The organism is Pseudomonas sp. P2S-1, from assembly GCF_057197725.1.
In genome coordinates this window covers 1,085,572-1,108,084 of the sequence record NZ_CM170068.1, presented here as the reverse complement: position 1 = coordinate 1,108,084, position 22,513 = coordinate 1,085,572, and the positions used below count along the sequence as shown (strand labels likewise).

Here is a 22,513-nt window from a genome sequence, read left to right as displayed (position 1 = left end):
GGCACCATAAAAGCTAGACTCAGGACATTGACAGACCACCAGGAAGAACCCCGCATGAACGATGTGCTCTGGCGCCCGGACGCGGCGCGTATTCAGGCCAGCCGGATGGAGCGTTTCCGGCATGCGATCAATCAGCGTTTCAACCTCGAACTGACGGACTACGCCGCGCTGCACCAGTGGAGCATCGACCAGCGCCCAGCCTTCTGGCAGGCCCTGGCCGACGAGTTCGAGGTCATCTGGCACACAGCGCCCAGCCGTGTGCTCGAAGAAGGCCCACACATGCCCGATGCGCGCTGGTTCCCTGGCGCGACCCTGAACGTCGCCGAACACCTGCTGCGGCGCCGCGATCAAGGCACCGCCCTGGTCGCAGTCCGCGAGGACGGCCAGCGCCGCACCTTGAGCCATGCCCAGCTGGCCGCCGAGGTAGCCGGGTTGCAACGGGCCTTCAAGGCCGCCGGCATCGGCGTCGGCGACCGGGTTGCCGCGTGCATGCCCAACACCTGGCAAACCCTGGTCGCCATGCTCGCCGCCACCAGCCTGGGCGCGATCTGGTCCAGTTCCTCGCCGGAATTCGGCACCCAGGGCATCGTCGAACGCTTCGGCCAGATCGAGCCGAAGCTGCTGCTGGTCTGCGCCGGCTACCAGTACGCCGGCAAGTCACTGTCCCAGGTCGACAAGATCAACGAAGTGCTGGCCGACCTGCCGACCCTCGATCACCTGTTGGTGGTGCCCCACGGCGACACCCGCACCGACGCCTTCCACACCCCGGCCACCACCTGCCTGTGGGACGATTTCTACCAGCCCGGCGGCGAACCCGAATTCGTCGCCCTGCCTTTCGATCACCCGCTGTACATTCTCTATTCCAGCGGCACCACCGGGGTACCCAAGTGCATCGTCCACAGCGCTGGCGGCGTGCTCCTGCAACACCTCAAGGAACACGGCCTGCACAACGACCTGGGCAAGGACGACTGCCTGTTCTACTACACCACCTGCGGCTGGATGATGTGGAACTGGCTGGTCAGCGGCCTGGCCCTCGGCGCGACCCTAGTGTTGTACGACGGCTCGCCGTTCCATCCCGGCCCCGAGCGCCTGCTGGACCTGATCGACGCCGAAGGCATCAGCGTATTCGGCACCAGTGCCAAGTACCTCGCGGCACTGGAACAGGCCGGCCTGCGACCGCGCCATAGCCACCGCCTGGAGCGCCTGCGCCTGCTGCTGTCCACCGGTTCGCCGCTGTCGCCGCACAGCTACGACTATGTCTATCGCGAGATGAAAAGCGAGGTGTGCCTGGTGTCGATGTCCGGCGGCACCGATATCGTCTCCTGCTTCGTCCTCGGCAACCCGACCCTGCCGGTGCGTCGCGGGGTCATCCAGTGCAAGGGCCTGGGCATGGCCGTCGAGGTGTGGAACGACCAGGGCCGGGCGGTGCTCGAGGAAAAAGGCGAGCTGGTCTGCACCCGGCATTTCCCGGCAATGCCCCTGGGCTTCTGGCACGACCCGGACGGCGAGCGCTTCAGCGCCGCCTATTTCAGCCAGTTTCCCGGTGTCTGGTGCCAGGGCGACTATGCCGAGGCGTTCGCCGACGGCAGCCTGGCGATCCATGGCCGCTCGGATGCCGTGCTCAATCCCGGCGGTGTGCGCATCGGCACCGCAGAGATCTACCGCCAGGTGGAAAAGCTCGGCGAGGTGCTGGACAGCGTCGCCATCGGCCAGCAATGGCAACACGACGTGCGCGTGGTGCTGTTCGTCCGCCTGGCCGACGGCGTGGAACTGGACGATACCCTGCAGGCGCGGATCCGCAAGGTCATCCGCGACAACACCAGCGCCCGCCATGTGCCGGCGGTGATCCTCCAGGTGGCGGACATCCCGCGGACCATCAGCGGCAAGATCGTCGAGCTGGCGGTACGCAACGTGGTGCACGGCTTGCCGGTGAAAAACACCGACGCCCTGGCCAATCCGCAGGCGCTGGAGCATTTTCGTGACCGCATCGAGCTGCGCGATCAGGCATAATCGCCGGCTTTTACCCGCAACCCCGAGGCACCCGCATCATGAAAGCACAGGCCCGTCACATCCTGGTCAAGACCGCCGAAGAGGCCGAGCAGCTCAAGCAGCGTATCGCCAAGGGCGAGGCCTTCGACGTGCTGGCGAAGAAATACTCCACCTGTCCGTCGGGCAAGCGCGGTGGCGATCTGGGCGAGATCCGCCCGGGGCAGATGGTCGGCACGATCGACCAGGTGATCTTCAAGAAACCGCTGCGCACGGTGCATGGGCCGATCAAGAGCAAGTTCGGCTATCACCTGGTGCAGACGTTCTATCGGGATTGAGGATTTGTGTTGCTGCTGAAGGCCTCATCGCTGGCAAGCCAGCTCCCACAGGGTTCAGCAGCGCCGCCGACACTGTGGGAGCTGGCTTGCCAGCGATGAGGCCCTCAAGAACAACCCATGATCTAGCCGGCATCCCGCAACGGCTGCTTATCCAGCAACTCACAACGCAACTTGCTGACCAGGCTGGCGATCGCCCGGCTGTCGAGCTGTTCCGCGCGGATTCCGGTGACCTGCAGGTCGTGATGGGGGGAACCGCGATTGAATAACTGCACGGTCAGTGACTGGTCCGCCGCCTGGGTGCAGCGGCAGCGAACCGGCAAGAAACTCTTCTCGATGATATCGCGCAGTTCCAGCGTAGATAGCATGTCCATGACTCCAGGGCAGTTGAGGGACTGCAGCTCCGTGCTTGCAGTGCGTTCTCAAGCGTAGGCCAGTCGCCGCGAGGCAATAAGATCATTTCCCGATAAGCCGCAAGGTTTTTCTCTGTTCTCGGATCGATAGCTCACGCCCGCCGGGCTGCCAGCAGCCCCAGCCCCGCGCAACTCAGCAACCCCGCACTCACCCGATTGAACAAGCGTCGCGGCCCCGGCTGGTTGAACCAGCGTTGCAGGTACGCGCCGAGCCAGGCGTAGATGGCGATGGCGAACCACTCCAGCAGCAGGAACATCACCCCCAGCCAGAGGAATTGCTCGCCTACCGGCACGGCGCTGTTCATCGAGACGAACTGCGGCAGAAACGCCGTGAATATGAGTATTGCCTTCGGATTTCCTGCAGCTACGAAAAACTCCTGCCGCGCCAGCTTCAGCACCCCGCCCTTGCGCTCGACGACCGCCCCACCCTCGCCCACCGGCGCACGCCAGAGTTGCCAGGCGATATAGAAGAGGTAGAACGCACCGATGACCTTGATCGCCAGGAACAGGTATTCGCTGGTGTGCAGGACCACGGCCAGGCCGAGGGCGGCCAGGAGGATCATCCCGGCGAAGGCGAACAAGCGGCCGATACCGGCCACGCAGGCGGTGCGCAGGCCGTAGCGGCTGGCATTGTTCAGCGACAGCAGGTTGTTCGGACCGGGGGCCATGTTGAGGGCGAAGCAGGCAGGGATGAAGAGTGCGAGGGTGGACAGGTCCATGGCGGGCTCCTTGGGCAAGGAAGCTAGAGTGGGTGGCGGTGGTGGGCGGCGTCAAGATCGATGAATAGTCGGCGCGGCCAAGGGCCTCATCGCTGGCAACGCCAGCTCCCACAGAGTCCGAGTCGGGCATCAACCCTGCTGCTGACTCAGGACCCTGTGGGAGCTGGCGTTGCCAGCGATGAGGCCATCAGCAACAGCAGAAATCCATTGCTGATTCGGGGGTTCGGGCCCCCTTACCAGTCGTGGCTATACCCCACCGTCAACACCGTCCCCGGCGCCGGCAGATGGCTGGTATTGGTACTGCTACGCATCAACTGGCTGTACAGCGGGTAGTAGTCACGGTTGAACAGGTTCTGGATGCCCAGGCTGACCCGGTCATTGGCCGTGACCCGGTACTGGCTGACCAGATCCACCGTGGCATAACCATCCACCTTGCGCCGGCCAAAGCTGGCGACGCCATCCAGGCGATAGTCGTGGCCATCGAACCAGGTGAGCTGGGCACGGTGGCTCCAGTCTTCATCCGGTTTGTATTCCACGTATCCAGTGACCTTGAGCGGCGGGATGCGGTAGCCGGTCATGTCCTGCCAGTCGCCGTTGTCCGGCTTTTCGCGCCCCTTGAGCCAACTGAAGGTACCACCCGCGCCCCAACGCTCATCGACGCTGAGCCAGTCGGCACTGCCCTCGATACCGTAGATGCGCTCCTGGGTACGGGTGAGGATCAGGCCATTGTTGAAGCTCTGCACGTCACCCAGCTTGGAGGTGGTGTAGAACACTGCCAGGGTCGCGAGGGTCTGCTCGCCCACCGCGCCGCGCCAGCCCAGCTCATAGTTGTTGGTTTTCACCGGTTCCAGGTTCGACGAGTCGATATCGAACCCGCGCCGGGCATTGCGCACCTGGACACCGATATCCGGCAACTGGAAGCCCTGGCTGAAGGCCGCATACAGCTCCTGCCCGCTGACCGGCGACCAGGTCAGGCTGATATTCGAGAGCAGCGCATCGTAGTTGACCTCGCCTCCAGCCACGGTTGCGGGTGAGACTGCCGTGGACTCCGACAGCGGCACGAAGTCGTCATAACGCGCCGTGGCGTACTCGTAGCGCACCCCGCCTTCCATCGACCATTGCTCGTTGAAACGGTGCTGTAGCTGGGCAAAACCGCCGAGGCTGCGCGTGGTCAGGTCGGGCATGTAGGTGAGCCGGCCGATCTTGTCGTAGACCCGTCCGCCACTGGCGTCGTACTGGCGCGGGTCGAAGATGTCGATGGGCATGTCGCTGCGTTCCTGGTTGAAGTCCGCGCCCCACAGCAGCTCGGTATCGCCCGCCGTGCCCAGCGGCGTGCGCAGGGTCACGCGGCTGCCGAACACCTCGCTGTTCTGCATCACCTGGTCGACATTGCGTCCGCGGGTGGCCACCCCCCGGGCATCGAACGGGGTGAAACGGGTGAAGTAGTCGCGGTAGTAGAGCTGCGCATTGAGGGAGCTGCCGAACACATCGGCATGCGCATACTCCAGGTTGACCAGGGTGTTCTTGATCTGGTTCTGCTCGTCGAGGGACAACCCCGACAGCGCCTGGGCCGGCACCGATCCCGGCGGCAGGCGGGCGACACTCGGGTCGGAGGTGTAGTCGCTGTCCTGGTCGGCGTTGTAGTGGCTGGCGGAGAGCTGGATGCGTTGCGCGTCGTCGATGCGCAGGCCGAGCTTGCCGCCGATATTGTAGGTATTGGAGTCGAACAGGTCGCCCTGGCTCGGCTCCGGGGCAATGCGATGGCCCTTGGCGTCATAGGAGGCGCCAATATGCCGGGCACCGAAATCGAGGGCGTAGTCGACCTTGCCCTCGGAACCGGAGAAATGCTGCTGCAACTGCCCGCCCAGGCCATCGTTGCCCAGCTTGCTCAGGGGCGATTCGGCCTTGAGGGAGGTCTGCGCACGGTTTTCACCGCCCGCCGGACGGGTGGTGATGGAGATGATCCCGCCGGTAGCGCCAGCGCCGTAGATCGCACTGCTGCCGCGAATCACCTCGACCCGCTCGATCAGCGCCGGGTCGATATTGGCCAGGTTGCGCGAGGAGTCGCGGTTGGTGTTGAGCGGCACACCATCGACCAGCACCAGCATGGTCCGTCCACGCAGGGTCTGGCCGTAGTCGGTGATGGTGCGGCTGGAGTCGGCCATGCCCGGCACGCTCTTGGCCAGCACCGTGGCCAGGCTGTCGGAGCCTTCACGCAACTGTTCCAACTGCTCGCGCTCGATCACATTGACCTGACGGGCCGGCGGCACCAGGTTGCTGCTGGTGCGCGACGAGGTGATTTCCAGGCTGGACAGTTCCATGACCTCGGGCTCGGTAGCCGGCGCCACTGCTGCAGCCGGCACCACCACGAAGGTCTGCTCGCCACGCTCTTCGACACTCAGCCCGCTATTGCCCAGCAACCGTTGCAGGGCCTGCTCCAGGGTGTAGCGGCCTTTCAGCGCCGGCGCCTGCTTGCCGGTGGTGATATCGCTGGCAAAGAGGATCTGCGCCTTGGCCTGACGGGCCAGGGCATTCAGGGATTGTTCAAGCGACGCAGCAGGGACATCGAATTCCTGCGGCGCCGACTGGGCCAGGGCGATCGAACTCGACAGCAGGCCGGCGGCCAGCAACGACAGGGACAACGGGGACTGACTCACGCAAGGCGCTCCATGAAATGAAAGGGTCATGGAGATAGCCGCCCGCCGACCCGCGCAACCCTACCCTGATAGTGAAATTATTTTTTCCCGCGGGGGCTGATCAACACGGCGCCCTCGGCGCCAGTGTTCAACTGCACCGGCAGGATGCTCGGCAGCAACGCCAGCAGACGCTCGACATGGGCGCTGTCGAATACCCCGGACACCGGCAGCGTGCCGAGCCTGGCGTCCTGCAGGCGCACGGGCTTGTCCTGGTAACGCTGGATCACCGCGAGCACTTCGCTGAGCGGTGTCCGTTCGAAGACCAGTTGTCCGCTGCGCCAGGCGCCGACACCGCCGGCATCCACCGCCGTCACGGTGCCGGGCTGACCGTTGCCGAGGCGTACTTGCTGACCCGGCGCCAGCTCACGGTCCGCACCGCCCGCCTTCACCGCCACGCGGCCCTCGGCCACGCTGACCCGAACCTCACCGGCCTGTCGATCGACGTTGAAGCGTGTGCCGACCACCCGGATCGAAGCCTCGCCGGCATCCACCAGGAATGGCCGGTAGACCCGCGGCGCCACCTCGAACAGGGCCTGACCGCCCAGCAGTTCGGTGCGTCGGCTGAACAGATGCCAACTGACGCCGAGTTCGCTGGCACCGTCGAGGGTTACCTGGGAGCCATCGCTCAAGTCCAGGGTCTGTCGCTCGCCGACCTGGGTCCGGTAGTGCTCGCTGCGGTAGGCCGGATCGACCCACACCAAGGTGCCCAGCAGCGCCAGGGACAGCAGCCCCGCAGCCGTCACACCGACGCGCTTCTTGCGCGGCTTCGGCTCGGGCATGGGAAAGCGCTGCTTGAGCTCTTCGCGCAGGCGGGCAATGGCCTGGTCTTCGTCGGCGTATTTGCCGGGCCGTGTAGTGCGTTCGCTCATGCCAGGTACTCGCGGCAGGCGGCCATACCGAGGCGCAGGTGCTTTTCCACGGTTTTCAGGGAGATCCCCAGACGCTCGGCGACCTCGGCCTGGGGCAGTTCGTGGATCTTGTGCATGACGAACACCATCTGGCAGCGCGGCGGCAGGCCTTCGACGGCGCGGACCAGACGTTCGAGCGTCTGGCTGGCATCGAGCTGGCGCTCCTGGCTGGGGATATGCGCCTCCACTTCCGGCAGCTCGGGTACCGCCACGATCCAGCGCTGCCGACGGCGTTCGCCACGGTAGCGGCTGACGGCGTTGTCATGGGTGATCTTGCGCAGCAGGGCCAAGGGCGTGCGTACACCGTCCTTTTCCTGTTTTTCCAGAAGTTGCACGCAGACGTCGTGGACCACCTCGCGGGCGAAGCCGCGCTCACCGAATCGGCGGCGGATATGTTCCACCAGTTCGTCGTAATGACGAACCAGGGTGGACAGCAGCGAGGGCTTCGGAGGATCGGCCTGCACAGTACTCTGCCTGGAAAAGTGCCTGGGAAGGAATGCTGGGGCCGGAGTGTAAATGAGAATCCATTTTATTTGAAACAAGTTTTGATGGCGCTGCAACGGGCCTCATCGCTGCATGGGGATCTACACAACCTGGGCTGAAGGCTGACGCAATTCTGGTAGGAGCGTGGCTTGTCGGACCGCCGAACCGCCGCGAAGGGCCGCGCAGCGGCCCCAAAACCTGCCACGCCGAGCATCTGGAATACAGAAGTCGAGCAGGCGCCGAATCCAGAAAATCGCTCCCCAACTGCTCGTGCTGGATGGTTTTGGGGCCGCTGCGCGGCCCTTCGCGGGCAAGCCACGCTCCTACAGATTCTGCGTTGACCCGCCATCCGAGCCTAGGCGAGAGATGTGCAGATACCCCTACTCATCGCTGGCAAGCCAGCTCCCACAGGGGCCGCGGTGTTCTCGACTCATGGATTCAACCAGGGCGCCTGCGGCTCGAACCGCCCCTCGATCCACTGCTTGAACGCCAGCACCGTCGCCGCCGGGAAGCGTGCCGAAGGCCGCACCAGGTAAACGCCTCCGGTTGGGTCCAGTTGCCATTGCGGCAGCACCCGCACCAGCCGACCCGCAGCCAGGTCCTGGCTCATCAGCCATTCCCCGGCACCGAGAATCCCGGCGCCGGCCCGGGCAGCCGCCAGCAACGATTCGCTGTCATTGGCAGTAAGGTTGCCCTTGGGCGTGACCGTGCACTGCGCTTCCCCTGCGTACAGGCGCCATTGCGGAAAAGACGCCAGGCCACTGAAGCGCAGGCAATTGTGCTGCTGCAGGTCGTGAGGCTGCTGCGGCACACCCCGGCGTTCGAGGTAGTCCGGTGAAGCACAAAGAATCCGCCGGTGATCGCAGAGTTTTTTCGCGATCAGCCGGTTGTCCTCCAGCTCGCCGATACGAATGGCGATGTCGAAGCCTTCGTCGATGATGTCCACCAGCCGTTCGCTGTAGTCGGCAACGATGGATACCTGCGGCCAGGCCTCGAGAAACTCCGGCAGCATGGGCCCGATGCACAGGCGTCCCATCGCCGCCGGCAACGCCAGGCGCAACACCCCGCGCACCTCGGCAGCCCCGGAAATCGCCTGCTGCTCGGCCTCGGCGATCATGCCCAGGGCGGCGCGCAGGCGTTGCTCCAGCCTTTCGCCGGTCGGAGTGACCCGCACCTGACGGGTCGAACGCTCGATCAGGCGCACGCCGAGGCGCTTTTCCATCGCCGCCACGCGCTTGGAAATCACCGTGGGATGGCGCTCCAGCAAGCGCCCGGCGGCGACGAAGGAGCCTTGCGCAGCCACGGCAAGAAAGGCAGCTATTTCATCGCTGTGGGGGTTGTCCAGCAGGTCGAGGTTCATGGTGTGAGAATGATCGCTCCCGAGGATCGTCCGGATTCCAGGTCGGCGTGGGCCAGGGCGGCATCAGCCAGCGGGTAGCGAGCCCAGATGCGCGGACTGATGATACCCGCCTGCAGCGCTCCCAGCACATCCGCGGCACGTGCCTGGTACTCCTCGCTGCTGGCCGTATGGGCCGCGAGCGACGGGCGGGTGATGAACAGCGAGCCCTTGCCATTGAGGGTGGCCATTTCAACCGGCGTCGGGGCACCACTCGAGGCGCCGAAGGACACCATCAGGCCGCGAGGGCGCAGGCTGTCCAGGGACGCTTCGAAGGACGCCTTGCCGATCGGGTCGTAGACCACGTCCACCTTGCGGCCCTGGGTAATCCGCGCAACGTCTGCCGCCAGGGTCTGCGGATCGAACACCAGCACCGCGTCACAGCCCAGGGCACGGGCCTTGTCGACGCTGGACTGGCGCGATACCACGCCGATGACGAAGGCACCAAGATGCTTGGCCCAGGGCGCCATGATCGAGCCCAGCCCGCCCGCCACTCCGTACAGCAGAACGGTGGTTCCCGGCCCTACCGCATAGGTGGAGGTGAGCAGGTACTGGGCGGTGATGCCCTTGAACAACAGCGCCGCAGCGTCTTGCGCACTCACCGAATCCGGCAGCTTCACCAGGCGCTCGGCGGGAAACAGCCGGGCACTGGCATAACCGCCCAAGGGACCTGTGGCGTAGGCGACGCGATCACCCGGGGCGACATTGCTCACCCCTGCCCCCACCCGCACCACCCGACCCGCACCTTCCAGCCCGAGCCCGCCCGGCAAAGGCACGGGTACCGCGCCCTTGCGCTGGGTGATATCGAGGTAGTTGACGCCGATGGCTTCCTGCTCCAGCCAGACTTCGCCGGGACCGGGAGCCAGGTCATCCACGGCCTGCAGCTCGAGGACATCCGGCGCACCGGGTTCGCTGAAACGTATTGCGTGAGCCATTGCCATTCTCCTTGCCTGTTCAGGCAACTGGTTGCGGTATGACCCGCAGTATGGGTATCACCTCCTACACCAACAATACGGGCTATGCGCACTTCACTGCTGCACTAGTTGCAGCAATCTGCTGAATGGATGGACATCACAACCTGGCACCATGGTTCCGTTACGGATTGTCACATCTGTCGCGGTTTGTTATTCATCAAGCACTTGGACATGAATCTGGAAGCCCGTATGTCGTCGCCCGTCAGTGCAGAAGCGGTATGGATCGAAACCCCTTATGGCCAGCTGTTCGCCCGACGCTGGTTTCCGGCGCAGCTGGACAGCACCCGGCCGGTGATCGTGCTGTTCCATGATTCACTCGGTTGCGTGGCGCTCTGGCGGGATTTTCCCGAGCAGTTGTGTGCCCGCACCGGGTTGCAGGTGGTGGCCTATGACCGGCTGGGATTCGGGCAGTCAGCCCCCTGGCCTCGACCCCTGCCGCTGGACTTCATCGAGGACGAGGCGCGGCGTTTCTTCCCGCTGCTGCGCGATGCCTTGGGTATCGGTCGCTTCATTGCCTTTGGCCACAGTGTCGGCGGCGCCATGGCCAGCGCGTGCGCAGCGCACTATGGCGAGGCGTGTCAGGCGCTGATCACCGAATCCGCCCAGGCCTTTGTCGAGGACCGCACGCTGGAAGGCATTCGCACAGCGAAGGCGCAGTTCCGGGAGCCCGCTCAACTGGAGCGCCTGGCCCGTTATCACGGCGACAAGGCCCGCTGGGTACTGGATGCCTGGACCGAGACCTGGCTGTCGGAGGCGTTCGCCCACTGGACGCTGGAGAGCATCGTCGGGCGCCTGCACTGTCCGCTGCTGGCCCTTCACGGTGAGCTGGATGAGTACGGCTCGACCCTGCACCCCCAGCGGATTGCCGCACTGGCCGGGGATCGGGGTGAGGCGGTGATCCTGGAGGGCCATCATCATGTGCCGCACCGGGAGGACGCAGCGCTGGTGCTGGACAAGGTGGCGGATTACCTGAAGCACGCCACGTAACCTGTGGGAGCTGGCTTGCCAGCGATAGCTGTAGTGAATTCACCGACGTCATCGCTGGCAAGCCAGCTCCCACAGGGTACGCCGTCGTTCCTATGTAGCTAGGCAGGCTCCAGCGTCGCCAGATCCAGCAAGGTGAAATGCCCCTTGGTCCAGCCTCCGGTGTCGATGTGCCAGACATTCCCCAACACCTTCACCTCGGTCACCGGGGTATGCCCGACCAGCAACGCCCGCAGGTCCGCTACACCGCTTTCGTTACCGTCCTTCAGGCGCAGTCGCGACCACTGGCATACTTCACGGATCTTCTCCGGTACCGGAGACGCCTCGAGCAAGGGCCGCAGGTCGCGCCAACGGCTCACCGGGCAGTCGGCATGCAGCAGTCCTACAGGTCCGCGTTCGGTCTCGACCTGCAGGGCCAGCGGCAGTCGCTCGAAAACCTCGGCAAAACGCAGTTGTTCAGCGTCCGGCAGATCCAGGAACCAGTCACCCCCTGCCGCGAGGTACATCCGATAGTCGAGCCACTCACCGCGCACATGGGCAATCGCCAACGCCTCATGATTACCCTGCACCGCATGGAACCAGGGCTGGGCCAGCCAGTCCGGCGCTTCTTCGCATTCCGGGCCGCGGTCCACCAGGTCGCCGACGCTGAACAGGCGGTCCCGGGTCGGATCGAACGCCACCCGCTCCAATGCCTCGCGCAGGCGGGAAAAGTGCCCGTGAATATCGCCGACCGCCAGGTCGCGCCCGTGCAGATTGCGGCTCAGATACATCACCTTGCTCATGGCTTCGCTCCTGCTCTGCATTGCGCCTTTGCGGGCGTACAATAGCAATTTGCGCGGTTATCGTTTCCAGAGGTCAATCATGCGCCTGCCCACGAAACTTGCCATCCTTGGTGTGCTTTTCTTCACCAGCGTGGTACAGGCGGCTACCCCAGCCGTCGAGGTCACCTACATCCACCCGGAAAAATTCCGCGATGCCAGCCTGCGCGGTGAGGGGTATGCCCGCGGCGCCGACGAACAGGTGCTCAAGCAGATCCGCGCCTACCTGGAAACCCTCGGCAAACGCTATCTGGGTGAAGGCCAGAGCCTGCACATCGATATCCGCGATATCGACCTGGCCGGGCGCTACGAGCCCTGGCAGCCGCAGGCGAACTCGGTGCGCTTCATGCGCGATATCACCTGGCCGAGCATCGACCTGCACTACCGCCTGGAACAGCGCGGTCAGGTCCTGAAACAGGCCGATGTACGGGTCGACGACAAGTTCTACCTGCAACGCCCGGGACGCCTGGGCAACAACGACTCGCTGTACTCGGAAAAAGCCATGCTCAACGACTGGTTCCGCGAACTGGTAAAACCCTGAGGCAACCGTTCCTTTTTCCAGGCGCTGCTACACTGAAATCGCTTACAGGAGGAACGAGTCATGTCCGACAAAGACATTCAAACCCTGCTCACCCTCATCAACCACCGCCAGGACCGCCTGGCCAGTGCCTGCAAGGACATCGCCGACTGGATCGACAGCCAGGGCGACCTGCCCGCCGCCGGCAGGATCCGCGAAAGCCTGCGGGCGGTGGAGGCCGATGAAGCGCTGGTGAAGCGCACCCTCACCACCCTCAACCTGGACAGGCCGCTACCGCGCTTCCGCCACTAGGCTGGATGTTGAGGATCAGTCGTCCAGATGGTCGTCGTGGTCCTCGTCGTCCAGCACATCCAGGCCGTATTCCTCGTCTTCATCCTCGACGTCATCGAACATCGGGTCGGCGTACTGTTCGCCCTCCTCGTCATCGTGAAATTCGTGGTCAAGAAGATGATCGTGCTCCGGTTCGTGGAGTTCGTCTTCGTCGTGCATGGGCGGTTTCCTGCGTGCTCAAGGGATATGACCGCGCCTGTATAGGGCGTCGTCCGCGCGGCGTCAACGGTCAGAGGCGCTGGTGCATCTGGACCAGGGCTACCCGCTGGCCATTCTGGTCCTGGCGTTCCTCGATGCCGAAGGGCACGAAACCCAGTTTCGGATACAGCAACAGGCCAGCGGTATTGTGGTTGAAGCAGGACACCTTCATCTCCCGGGCCTGATGACGCTGGCGGGCCACCTCCATCATCTGCTCCACCAGATAGCGCGCCACCCCACGGCCTCGGGCGTTGGGCGACACCAGCACATTGCCGAGGGAACAGGTACCGCCCTGCTCCCACTGGTAGAAGTTGGCGAACGCCAGCACCTCGTCGCCCTCCACCACCACGCTGGAATCACTGCGTTGCGCAACGGCGGCGGCCAGTTGCTCCGGGGTCAGCGGCCAGGTGCATTTGGGAAAGAAGAAGAACGCCTCATCTGCAGATTGGGCGAAGGTGCAGACGACGGGAATATCGCCAGGCTGGGCGGTACGGAAACTCAGGGTCACGGGATTCACCTTTACTGGGTGGCGGTCGATCAGTTAACTACACGGACTCCGAGGCCGCAAATGATGCTGGCGCTTTCACCTCGAACGCTCTATCACGGCTCATATAGCGTTAAAGTAAGACTTTGTGCGAATACCATTGGACCTTTTCAAATGATAATATTTCGCAACTCTGAGTCATCGCCCAGGGAAGGGACATGCAGGACAAGTACGAGATCCACTATGTGAAGAACGGCCTGAAGAAGGTCGTGGTGACCAATCGCAACGGCATGAACTGGCTGGAAGCCTGGAAGGCAGCGCTATTGATCGACGGCACCTGTGCCGGCGCGACGGTGGGCCTGCGCTGCATCGACGACGCCATGGCCCGGGCCGGGGAAAGCGGCATCAGCAAGGTGCGCTGGAACAAGGCGAGCCATATCGTCTCCTGGAGCGAGCGGGCCAGGCTGGATGAAAGCCGGTTGCTGGTGACGCAGATCGACTGAAGCTCAGGCCGGCTGGAGATTGCGCAAGGGCACCCAGCCGCTTTTCAACTCAGTGCCAACCTTGTGGGAGCTGGCGTTGCCGGCGATGAGGCCCTCAGGCTCGACACATGAACACCAGACCCAGCCATTCATCTGCCGCGCCCCGAAAACCCTCTGCCCTGAATCCACATCCAGCTCCCGAGCCGTGTAATCCTCCAGCGCCACCCCCTGCCCCGCTGCCAGTATCCTGATCACCTGCCCCGGCACCCAACCGCCCTGCTGTCCGGGCACGTCGCAGAAGTACCAGTTGTCCCAGCCCTCGTCGCCCTCATAGCGCTCGCCCACCGCCAAGGGTGTGTGCTTGACGAAGCTGATGGGCTCGGGAAATTCGCTGCGGTGGGGTTCGATAACCAGATAAAGCATAGGGTGCTCCTTGCATGACCGGGCCGTCTATCCTGAGCAGCAAAGCGTGAGATTGCTACAACGTCGTTATGAAGTGGCAGAAGTCGCGCGGCGGTGGCGGGATCCTGGTCTACCCAAGGCCGAAGCCGAGCAAATTGCCCTGCACCTTGGCGAGGGGCCCGAGACCTTCGAGGTGACCCCGGGTCGCTTGTCGACAGACCGCATGCCGGCCACCAGGCGCAAGCCGACAGATCTTCAGCGTTATCCAGATCGAGCGCCGTGCGGACGGCGCTCGATCTCAAGGGCGCCAGAAAAGTCATGACAAGCACCTGTCAGCCCTGATGCGATCTGCTGACGGGGCTTTAGATACCCACGCTGCGATGAGGCAGCCCTCCCGCCGTACACATTCCCCACAACACCGTCATACAACTCCCCTGCAAGCTGTGCGACAATGCGCGCCAAAATCCGGCCTCACCCCGCCTTCACTCCCCGACAGCCCGGTCCTGACGTGCCTTCCGTGCACGGCGGACGAGCACGTCTGCCCCGGGCTGCAAGGCGTCACCCAAGTTACTGATAGGTAAGCATTTTGATTTCCACCGCGAATATAACCATGCAGTTTGGCGCCAAGCCGCTGTTCGAGAACGTTTCCGTCAAGTTCAACAACGGCAACCGCTACGGCCTGATCGGTGCCAACGGTTGCGGCAAGTCGACCTTCATGAAGATCCTCGGCGGCGATCTGGAGCCGAGCGCCGGGCAGGTCATGCTCGAGCCGAACACCCGCCTCGGCAAGCTGCGCCAGGATCAGTTCGCCTACGAGCAGTTCACCGTGATCGACACGGTGATCATGGGCCACGAGGAGCTGTGGAAGGTCAAGGCCGAGCGCGATCGCATCTATTCGCTGCCGGAAATGACCGAGGAAGACGGCATGGCCGTCGCCGAGCTGGAAACCGAGTTCGCCGAGATGGACGGCTATACCGCCGAATCCCGCGCCGGCGAACTGCTGCTGGGCCTGGGTATCCCGCTGGAACAGCATTTCGGCCCGATGAGCGAAGTCGCTCCCGGCTGGAAACTCCGCGTGCTGCTGGCCCAGGCGCTGTTCTCCGACCCGGAAGTGCTGCTCCTCGACGAGCCGACCAACCACCTGGATATCAACACCATCCGCTGGCTGGAAAACATCCTCACGGCGCGTAACAGCACCATGATCATCATTTCCCACGACCGTCACTTCCTGAACTCGGTCTGCACCCATATGGCCGACCTGGACTACGGCGAGCTGCGCCTGTTCCCGGGCAACTACGACGAGTACATGACCGCCGCGACCCAGTCCCGCGAGCAGTTGCTGGCCGACAACGCCAAGAAGAAAGCCCAGATCGCCGAGCTGCAGACCTTCGTCAGCCGCTTCTCGGCCAACGCCTCGAAAGCCAAGCAGGCCACCTCCCGCGCCAAGCAGATCGACAAGATCCAGCTGGCCGAAGTCAAGCCGTCGAGCCGGGTCAGCCCGTTCATCCGCTTCGAGCAGACCAAGAAGCTGCACCGCCAGGCGGTGACCCTGGAGAAAGTCTCCAAGGGCTTCGAAGACAAGCAACTGTTCAAGAACTTCAGCTTCACCGTCGAAGCCGGCGAGCGCGTCGCGGTGATCGGCCCGAACGGTATCGGCAAGACCACCCTGCTGCGCATGCTGGTCGGCGAAATGGCCGCTGACGCCGGTAGCGTGAAGTGGACCGAAAGCGCCGAGGTCGGTTACTACGCCCAGGACCACGCCCACGACTTCGAGGACGACGTCAGCCTGTTCGACTGGATGGGCCAGTGGACCCAGGGCGAACAGGTGATCCGCGGCACCCTCGGGCGCATGCTGTTCTCCAACGACGAGATCCTCAAGTCGGTGAAGGTGATCTCCGGTGGTGAGCAAGGCCGCATGCTGTTCGGCAAGCTGATCCTGCAAAAGCCCAACGTACTGGTGATGGACGAACCGACCAACCACCTGGACATGGAATCCATCGAGGCGCTCAACCTGGCCCTGGAAAACTACCCGGGCACCCTGATCTTCGTCAGCCACGACCGTGAATTCGTGTCGTCCTTGGCCACCCGCATCATCGAGCTGAGCCCGGATGGCGTGGTGGACTTCAGCGGCACCTACGACGATTACCTGCGTAGCCAGGGCGTCGTGGTCTGATAAACAGGTCGGCCCGGTCCCATATGTTGGGACTGGGCCGGTTGCTGATCGATTAATTCGTTAGCCTGCTTTCTTTTATTTCCGCACGCAGCCATGATGTAAGCCTTCAACCGCTTGCCTGCGAACGAAACCCCATGCCCGCCGCACCCTCCGCTTCGCCCTCGTCGCTGTCTGTCACCCTGCAGATCCTTTCCATCGTCTTCTACACATTCATTGCCTTTATCTGCATCGGCCTGCCGATCGCGGTACTGCCCAGCCATGTGCATGACGTGCTCGGCTACAGCGCAGTGGTGGCGGGCCTGGTGATCGGCATCCAGTACCTCTCGACCCTGCTCAGCCGGCCCATGGCCGGGCGCCTGGCCGACAGCCTGGGGACCCGCCGGACCATCGCCTACGGCCTGTTCGGCATTGCCTTTGCCGGGTTGCTGACCTGGGCGTCAGCCTTGGTGATCAGCCTGCCGCTGCTGAGCCTGATGCTGTTGCTGGTCGGCCGGGTGCTGCTGGGCATCGCCCAGGGCCTGATCGGCGTCGGTACCTTGAGCTGGGGTATCGGCCAGGTGGGCGCCGAACACACCGCGCGGGTGATCAGCTGGAACGGCATCGCGTCCTACGGTGCCATCGCCATCGGTGCGCCGGTCGGGGTGATCCTGGCCGGCGAGACCGGCTTCTGGAGCATCGGCCTGGCCCTGACCGCCCTGGCGGTGATCGCCCTGCTGGTGATCCGCAGCCAGCCATCGCTGCCGGTGGTGCGCGGCGAGCGCCTGCCGTTCTGGGCCGCCTTCGGCCGCGTCGCGCCCTGCGGCCTGGCACTGACCCTGGCCTCCATCGGCTACGGCACCCTGACCACCTTCGTCACCCTGTTCTATCTGGAGCGCGGCTGGAGCGGCGCCGCCTGGTGCCTGACCGCCTTCGGCCTCTGCTTCATCGTCTCGCGCCTGCTATTCGTCAACGCGGTCAACCAATGGGGCGGCTACCGCGTGGCGATCGCCTGCATGGCCGTGGAAACCCTCGGCCTGGCCTTCCTGTGGCTGGCCCCGTCACCGGCCCTGGCCCTGGTCGGTGCCGGACTGACCGGCTTCGGCCTGTCGCTGGTCTATCCGGCACTGGGTGTGGAGGCGATCAAGCAGGTGCCGCCCACCAGTCGCGGGGCCGGGCTCGGTGCCTATGCGGTGTTCTTCGACCTGGCCCTGGCGATCGCCGGGCCGGTGATGGGCTTTGTTGCCGCCCACCTGGGTTACGCCTGGATCTTCTGCGTCGCGGCGCTGTTGTCGCTGGTCGGCGTGGGACTGGTGCTGGTCCTGCTGCGCCGTTCAGTTGCCGGCGGTGTGTAGGCCAGCGCGACTGGACACACCCAATGCCTTGTTGAAGAAGTGCGAGGCTTCCGACTGCAGCGACAGATGGATGCCCAGGCGGTCGACGCCCTCGGCATCGTTGCACAGCGCCGGCATCCGCGCCCGTTGCACGTCATCGCAAGGCGACATGAAGACGAAGTGCCCCGCCCCTTCCAGGCGGCGATAGTTGGGGGTGACCGGCAACTTGCGGGCCAGGGCCTCGGCATTTTTGTCCACGGCCAGCAACTGGTCGTGGTCACCGCTGTAGATCAGCGACGGCACCTTCACATCGGACAATGCCTGACGCCCGAAACTCAGGCTCAAGGGCGCCATCAGCAGCAACGCGCGAATCCGCGGATCAGCTTCCGGCAGCAGGTCGGCGCGATCGGCGACCAGCTCGCCGTGGCGGGTGCAGGCATCGGCGTCCAGCGGGCGTTCCTGGCAGTAACGTCGCAGGCGCTGCAGGTCAGGCCGTGCCCCGGACAGAATCAACGCCGTCTCGGCACCGGCCGAATAGCCGATCATGCCGACCTGCTCGGGGCTGACTTCGGGCGCCAGCAGCGGGTCGTCGAGGGCGGCGGTGATCGCCGCGCTGATCTGCAAGGGACGCCCATACAGATTGCTCAGGGTGCCAAGGCGGCTATGGTCCTTGTTGTTGTCGCCCGGGTGCACCGCCGCGACCACCACGAAACCGCGCCGCGCCAGGGCACTGGCCAGGTCGTGCAGGGCCATCGGCGTGCCGGTATTGCCGTGGGACAGGGCCAGCAGCGGGAAGCGCCCCATCACGACCGGGCCCTCGGCGGCCACATTCAGTCGATAGCCGTCGATGCGCCGGACATGGGGCTGGCCACTGGAGGGATAGAACGCCAGCACCTGCATGGGCTGGCCATCCAGCGGATCGGGGATGCTCATGCGGTGCAGGCCGACGCTCCAGTGCTGCGCGGGCTCGGCCTGCACCAGCAGGCTGCAACCGAGCACCGAAAGCACCAACAATGTCCGTAAGACCCGCATTCTGTTTCACCTTGACCCAAACGGCGATGACCCGCTCCATGCAAAGCATAGAGCGGGCCAAAACGCAGCGGATGAAAGCTGGATGAAACTCCTGACAGCCGGATCAGGCGGCGACGAACAGCTCGTTGGCGATCTGCGCCTGGGCGGCCTGCATCGCGTTGTTGCGCGGTTCTTCGCCATAGGCCAGGCCGTGGGCGCGAACGAACTCGACGTCGGTGATGCCGATGAAGCCGAGGAACACCTTGAGGAAATCTTCATGACCCACGCCGGTCGGCTGGCCAACGTGCAGGCCACCGGCGGTGGACACCACGATCACCTTCTTGTTGCCGCACAGGCCTTCCGGGCCGGCTTCGGTGTAGCGGAAGGTCTTGCCGGCGACGGCGATGCGGTCGATCCAGGCTTTCAGTTGGCTGGCGATGCTGAAGTTGTACATCGGCGCGCCGATGACCACGGCGTCGGCCTCGAGGAACTCTTGCAGGGTTTCGGCGGTGAGCCTGGCTTCATGGGCCAGGGCGGCATCGCGCACCTCTTCCGGGGTGCCGGCGGCCAGCAGGGTCGCCGAAGAGAAGTGGCTGATGGCGTCGGCAGCCAGGTCGCGGTAGATCACTTCAACGCCCGCTTCGGCAGCTTGCCAGGCCTGGACCACTTGCTGGCTCAGTTGGCGCGAAGCCGAGTTGTCGCCGAGGATGCTGGAATCGATATGCAAGAGTTTCATGGGGTTCTCCCTGATTTGAGGACCGCTGGTCGGCGGTGACGATGGGGTGAATCCTACCGATAGGATCAATGAGTGATAAGATCCCGAATTCGCGTTAGTTCGTCCCACTGATGGAACAATCATGCAAGACCTCAATGACCTGTTCTACTTCGCCCGCGTGGTCGAGGCCGGGGGCTTCGCCGCCGCCGGGCGCCAGCTGGGCATTCCCAAGTCGCGGCTGTCGCGGCGCATCGCCGAGCTGGAGGAGCGCCTCGGCACCCGCCTGCTGCAACGCACCACCCGGCAACTGAAGCTGACGGCGGTGGGCGAGCGTTACCTGCGGCACTGCCAGGCCATGTTGCTGGAGGCGGAAATGGCCGACGAGGCCGTGGCCAGCATGACCAGCGAACCTCGCGGGCGCCTGCGGGTATCCAGCCCGGTCGGGCTGGCCCATGCCTTCCTGCCGGTGGTCATCACCCGCTTCCTGGCGCTCTACCCGCAGGTGCAACTGGAGATGGTCCTGGTCAACCGGCGCGTCGACCTGATCAACGAAGGCATCGACGTGGCCCTGCGCGTGCGCGATGTCGGGGACGAAGACCCGGCGCTGGTCACCCGCCGCCTCAACCGGGCGCAGATGCAACTGGTGGCGTCGCCGGATTTTGCCCGTGCGCACCCGCTGCAGCACCCGTCGGAACTGGCCGGGCTGCCGGTGCTGGGCGCGGTGGAGGCTGATCGCCTGGTGCACCTGCGCCTGCTGGATGCCGACGGCAAGCGCGAGGAACTGGCTCTGGAAGCCCGCCTGGCCATCGACGACTTCGTCGTGCGCAAGGCCGCCGCCCTCGCCGGCCTGGGCTTCACCGCGCTGCCCCTGTTGCACTGCGAGGAAGAACTGGCCCGGGGCGAACTGGTCAACCTGTTGCCGGACTGGTCGATGCCCAGCGGCTTCCTGCAGGCGGTCTACCCTCATCGACGCGGTGTGTTGCCGGCGGTGCGGGCGTGGATCGACCATCTGGTGGCATCGTTCGAGGAATGTGGAGAGCGTTATGTCTGAGCGGCAGTTGAATGAAGAACAGGTCGCGGCCTTCTGCCTGGGCTTGCCCGGGGCCCGGGAAGACTACAAATGGGGCGGCGTGCGGGTGTTCTCCGTGGCCGGGAACAAGATGTTCGCGGTGATGGACCTGGCGGGTGCGGGGTTGTCGTTCAAGGTCGACAAGGATCTGTTCGTGGGTTACGTGGATATGCCGGGGATCAGGCCGGCGCCGTATCTGGCGCGGGCGCACTGGATCAGCGTGGCCCGCCCCTATGCCCTGGGGCGCGAGGCGCTGGAGGATCTGTTGCAGCGTTCACACCAGTTGGTGGTGGGCAAGTTGCCGAAGGCACTGCGGGTGGGGTTGTTGCTCGACTGAGGCGCTGGCCTTGTGTGTGGGCTGATGGCCGACGCGGTTCAGGGAGGAGCGTGGCTTGCCCGCGAAGGCATGGGTATCTACATATCTCTCAGTGCCATACTGAGTGCTTTGGCTTTGGCTCTGGCTCTGGCTCTGGCTTTGGCTTTGGCTCTGGCTCTGGCTCTGGCTCTGGCTCTTGATCTTGATCTTGATCTTGATTGTCCCGGCCTTCAGGAGGCTGAGTGGAGCGCTGATGTAGGGGGTGGAGGCCCATGGATGGGCCGGAAAGCGCCATAGGGCAGGAGCCCGTATGGCGCGGCCCCCGGAATCAGTGCGGAAGGAAGGGACCCGGAGCGAAGCGTAGGGCCGGATGCGGGCCGGTGTACGGATCACCCACATGGGTTACAAAAAAGTGCACTCACATAGGTAACACTTGAAGTGTCACATAGCCATCAATGGCATCTCTTTCATCGATCCTCCCAAGGATGATTGGGCCGAAGATAACATCCCAGACTCCATCCCCGACTCGCTCCAGTCCAATGGCCTGATGCTTGAGCACGCAGCCGACATAGATCCTCAGGCCACGACGGTTGACGATGCCTGAACAGTCCGCGTGGAGGCTATCGATATGACTTGGGTAGGTCATCTCCGGTAGCTTCTCAGGATATGGGCGGGTAGAAGGTTTATAGCAGGACGCGGGTGTTTTCTGCTTCAACGCCTCATGTACACGCTCGTGGTTGTAGTGCTGCATAAAGCGATCAAAGTGCTTCTGTTGAGCCTCCCACGCTACTGCTGGTGGCGACGGGAGCGTACTTTTCAACGTTCGATGCATGCGCTCATGTCGACCATTTTGTTCCGGCCTACCTGGAGCTATCCGCTCAGGAATGATCCCGAGACGCAACCACCAGATGGACAACTGTGAGAGCCCGGCTCACCCCTTGCTCGCAAACGGAACACCGTTATCGGTACGAATGCGCTCCGGCAGACCATATTCACGAAACACCTGAGTGAAAACCGCCTGGGTTTCCTGAAAGTTAGTGTTAGCCATGCTGTGGCAGGCAAGTAGGAAGCGACTGGCATGGTCCATGATCGTCAATGGATAGCACCAGACGCCCGAACCTGTCAGGTACTGGCCCTTGTAATCGGCGCTAAACAGCTGGTTGGGCGACTCTGCTTTCTGTAATGGCCTGGGATAAACCGCCACGCGCTGACGCAATCGTCGAGGCTTAACCAGTTCGGCTTTCTTCAGGATGTTGTAGATAGACGTCTTTGATGGCGGCGCCTGGTCAGGGAAACGCTCAAGCAAAGCGGCCTGGATTTTCTTGGGTCCAGGCTCTGTTTCACCCCGGCCGCGCAGTTCAATGATCGCTTCACGGACAGCAAGAGGCACCACCCACTCCTGGGTAAGTCGACGACGACTATGCTCCTCCAGCCCTGCTGGCCCCTCCTTCTCATACCGCTCAACCCATTTATAGCCAGTCTTGCGACTGATCTCATAGGCTTGGCAAAGCGCACTGAAGCTAGGCGGGCCTTTGATGTAGTCCGCGATGAACAGCAGTTTGAGGTCCATAGGTTTTAGCTCTCGCCAAGGCATAGTCAGATCCTCGAAAACCGACCCTGCCAGTTAAAAACTGTTACCTATGTGAGTGAACTGATTTGTAACCCATGTGGGTGAGTCATACCCCCGGGAGGCCTTTTGCTTCCTTTTGGGCCTTTCCAAAAGGGAGTCGCCGTAAGGGCGAAAAGGTGACTAAATGTCACCATCATGAATGG

Annotated in this window: 23 protein-coding genes and 1 pseudogene; 10 read left to right on the top strand and 14 right to left on the bottom strand. The window is 63.7% G+C overall.

The window, feature by feature from the left end:
• Positions 1-54: 54 nt before the first annotated feature.
• Positions 55-2,010: an acetoacetate--CoA ligase gene (locus AC2CQI_RS05075; RefSeq protein WP_484579388.1), complete on the top strand. Its 1,956-nt coding sequence runs from the start codon at positions 55-57 to the stop codon at positions 2,008-2,010.
• Between the two features lie 38 nt (positions 2,011-2,048).
• The gene (locus tag AC2CQI_RS05070; protein ID WP_484579387.1) at positions 2,049-2,324 is read left to right on the top strand and encodes a peptidylprolyl isomerase; all 276 of its coding nucleotides are present in this window, start codon (positions 2,049-2,051) and stop codon (positions 2,322-2,324) included.
• Positions 2,325-2,446: 122 nt separating this feature from the next.
• On the opposite strand, the gene AC2CQI_RS05065 is transcribed toward AC2CQI_RS05070, so the two are convergent.
• The 7 genes from AC2CQI_RS05065 to AC2CQI_RS05035 form a co-directional block, all read right to left on the bottom strand.
• Positions 2,447-2,689 carry a DUF1652 domain-containing protein gene (locus AC2CQI_RS05065; protein ID WP_372239120.1) on the bottom strand — a complete coding sequence of 81 codons (243 nt, stop codon included), beginning with the start codon at positions 2,687-2,689 and terminating at the stop codon, positions 2,447-2,449.
• Positions 2,690-2,826: 137 nt separating this feature from the next.
• Positions 2,827-3,453 carry a LysE family translocator gene (locus tag AC2CQI_RS05060; RefSeq protein WP_484579386.1) on the bottom strand — a complete coding sequence of 209 codons (627 nt, stop codon included), beginning with the start codon at positions 3,451-3,453 and terminating at the stop codon, positions 2,827-2,829.
• A gap of 233 nt (positions 3,454-3,686) precedes the next feature.
• Complete coding sequence (locus AC2CQI_RS05055; protein ID WP_484579385.1) at positions 3,687-6,140, bottom strand: TonB-dependent receptor; 2,454 nt, start codon at positions 6,138-6,140, stop codon at positions 3,687-3,689.
• A 47-nt stretch (positions 6,141-6,187) separates the two neighbouring features.
• Positions 6,188-7,018 (bottom strand): FecR family protein, encoded by an 831-nt coding sequence (locus AC2CQI_RS05050; protein ID WP_484579384.1) that lies wholly within the window; start codon positions 7,016-7,018, stop codon positions 6,188-6,190.
• Positions 7,015-7,521, bottom strand: a complete 507-nt coding sequence (locus AC2CQI_RS05045; protein ID WP_484579383.1) for an RNA polymerase sigma factor — start codon at positions 7,519-7,521, stop codon at positions 7,015-7,017. Before AC2CQI_RS05045 ends, AC2CQI_RS05050 begins: the two co-directional genes overlap by 4 nt.
• Positions 7,522-7,970: 449 nt before the next feature.
• Entirely contained in the window at positions 7,971-8,900 is a 930-nt protein-coding gene (locus tag AC2CQI_RS05040; protein ID WP_075803636.1) for a LysR family transcriptional regulator, read from the bottom strand.
• Positions 8,897-9,871 (bottom strand): quinone oxidoreductase family protein, encoded by a 975-nt coding sequence (locus AC2CQI_RS05035; protein ID WP_484579382.1) that lies wholly within the window; start codon positions 9,869-9,871, stop codon positions 8,897-8,899. The genes AC2CQI_RS05040 and AC2CQI_RS05035 overlap by 4 nt, the downstream gene beginning before the upstream one ends.
• A gap of 228 nt (positions 9,872-10,099) precedes the next feature.
• Between AC2CQI_RS05035 and AC2CQI_RS05030 the strand changes: the two genes are divergently transcribed.
• Positions 10,100-10,897: an alpha/beta fold hydrolase gene (locus AC2CQI_RS05030; RefSeq protein ID WP_484579381.1), complete on the top strand. Its 798-nt coding sequence runs from the start codon at positions 10,100-10,102 to the stop codon at positions 10,895-10,897.
• Between the two features lie 98 nt (positions 10,898-10,995).
• Here the strand turns inward: AC2CQI_RS05030 and AC2CQI_RS05025 are convergent, their stop codons facing one another.
• Positions 10,996-11,676, bottom strand: a complete 681-nt coding sequence (locus tag AC2CQI_RS05025; protein WP_075803639.1) for a metallophosphoesterase — start codon at positions 11,674-11,676, stop codon at positions 10,996-10,998.
• 79 nt (positions 11,677-11,755) lie between these two features.
• On the opposite strand from AC2CQI_RS05025, the gene AC2CQI_RS05020 reads away from it, so the two are divergent.
• A complete protein-coding gene (locus AC2CQI_RS05020; RefSeq protein ID WP_484579380.1) occupies positions 11,756-12,253 on the top strand; it encodes a DUF3016 domain-containing protein in 498 nt (165 codons plus the stop codon).
• A gap of 60 nt (positions 12,254-12,313) precedes the next feature.
• Entirely contained in the window at positions 12,314-12,541 is a 228-nt protein-coding gene (locus AC2CQI_RS05015) for a hypothetical protein (RefSeq protein WP_075803641.1), read from the top strand.
• Between the two features lie 15 nt (positions 12,542-12,556).
• On the opposite strand, the gene AC2CQI_RS05010 is transcribed toward AC2CQI_RS05015, so the two are convergent.
• Together AC2CQI_RS05010 and AC2CQI_RS05005 are read right to left on the bottom strand one after the other, a co-directional pair.
• On the bottom strand, positions 12,557-12,739 hold the full coding sequence (locus tag AC2CQI_RS05010) for a hypothetical protein (RefSeq protein ID WP_075803642.1): 183 nt from the start codon (positions 12,737-12,739) through the stop codon (positions 12,557-12,559).
• Between the two features lie 70 nt (positions 12,740-12,809).
• Positions 12,810-13,286: a GNAT family N-acetyltransferase gene (locus AC2CQI_RS05005; protein ID WP_484579379.1), complete on the bottom strand. Its 477-nt coding sequence runs from the start codon at positions 13,284-13,286 to the stop codon at positions 12,810-12,812.
• A gap of 194 nt (positions 13,287-13,480) precedes the next feature.
• Between AC2CQI_RS05005 and AC2CQI_RS05000 the strand changes: the two genes are divergently transcribed.
• A complete protein-coding gene (locus AC2CQI_RS05000; RefSeq protein ID WP_075803644.1) occupies positions 13,481-13,765 on the top strand; it encodes a hypothetical protein in 285 nt (94 codons plus the stop codon).
• A 3-nt stretch (positions 13,766-13,768) separates the two neighbouring features.
• Here the strand turns inward: AC2CQI_RS05000 and AC2CQI_RS04995 are convergent, their stop codons facing one another.
• Positions 13,769-14,167: an SH3 domain-containing protein gene (locus AC2CQI_RS04995; RefSeq protein WP_484579378.1), complete on the bottom strand. Its 399-nt coding sequence runs from the start codon at positions 14,165-14,167 to the stop codon at positions 13,769-13,771.
• Positions 14,168-14,732: 565 nt separating this feature from the next.
• Here AC2CQI_RS04995 and AC2CQI_RS04990 point away from each other — a divergent pair.
• Both AC2CQI_RS04990 and AC2CQI_RS04985 read left to right on the top strand, forming a co-directional pair.
• Positions 14,733-16,319: an ABC-F family ATPase gene (locus AC2CQI_RS04990; protein ID WP_075803646.1), complete on the top strand. Its 1,587-nt coding sequence runs from the start codon at positions 14,733-14,735 to the stop codon at positions 16,317-16,319.
• Between the two features lie 134 nt (positions 16,320-16,453).
• Complete coding sequence (locus tag AC2CQI_RS04985; RefSeq protein WP_484579377.1) at positions 16,454-17,650, top strand: MFS transporter; 1,197 nt, start codon at positions 16,454-16,456, stop codon at positions 17,648-17,650.
• Here AC2CQI_RS04985 and AC2CQI_RS04980 read toward each other — a convergent pair.
• Both AC2CQI_RS04980 and AC2CQI_RS04975 read right to left on the bottom strand, forming a co-directional pair.
• Positions 17,630-18,661, bottom strand: a complete 1,032-nt coding sequence (locus AC2CQI_RS04980; protein WP_484579376.1) for an alpha/beta hydrolase family protein — start codon at positions 18,659-18,661, stop codon at positions 17,630-17,632. The genes AC2CQI_RS04985 and AC2CQI_RS04980 overlap by 21 nt on opposite strands.
• Positions 18,662-18,764: 103 nt before the next feature.
• On the bottom strand, positions 18,765-19,376 hold the full coding sequence (locus tag AC2CQI_RS04975; RefSeq protein WP_484579375.1) for an FMN-dependent NADH-azoreductase: 612 nt from the start codon (positions 19,374-19,376) through the stop codon (positions 18,765-18,767).
• 121 nt (positions 19,377-19,497) lie between these two features.
• On the opposite strand from AC2CQI_RS04975, the gene AC2CQI_RS04970 reads away from it, so the two are divergent.
• Positions 19,498-20,406, top strand: coding sequence for a LysR substrate-binding domain-containing protein (locus AC2CQI_RS04970; protein WP_075803650.1), 909 nt, complete (start codon positions 19,498-19,500; stop codon positions 20,404-20,406).
• Complete coding sequence (locus tag AC2CQI_RS04965; RefSeq protein WP_075803651.1) at positions 20,399-20,761, top strand: MmcQ/YjbR family DNA-binding protein; 363 nt, start codon at positions 20,399-20,401, stop codon at positions 20,759-20,761. Before AC2CQI_RS04970 ends, AC2CQI_RS04965 begins: the two co-directional genes overlap by 8 nt.
• 397 nt (positions 20,762-21,158) lie before the next feature.
• Here the strand turns inward: AC2CQI_RS04965 and AC2CQI_RS04960 are convergent.
• Positions 21,159-22,334, bottom strand: a pseudogene (locus AC2CQI_RS04960) (integrase core domain-containing protein).
• Between the last annotated feature and the right edge of the window lie 179 nt (positions 22,335-22,513).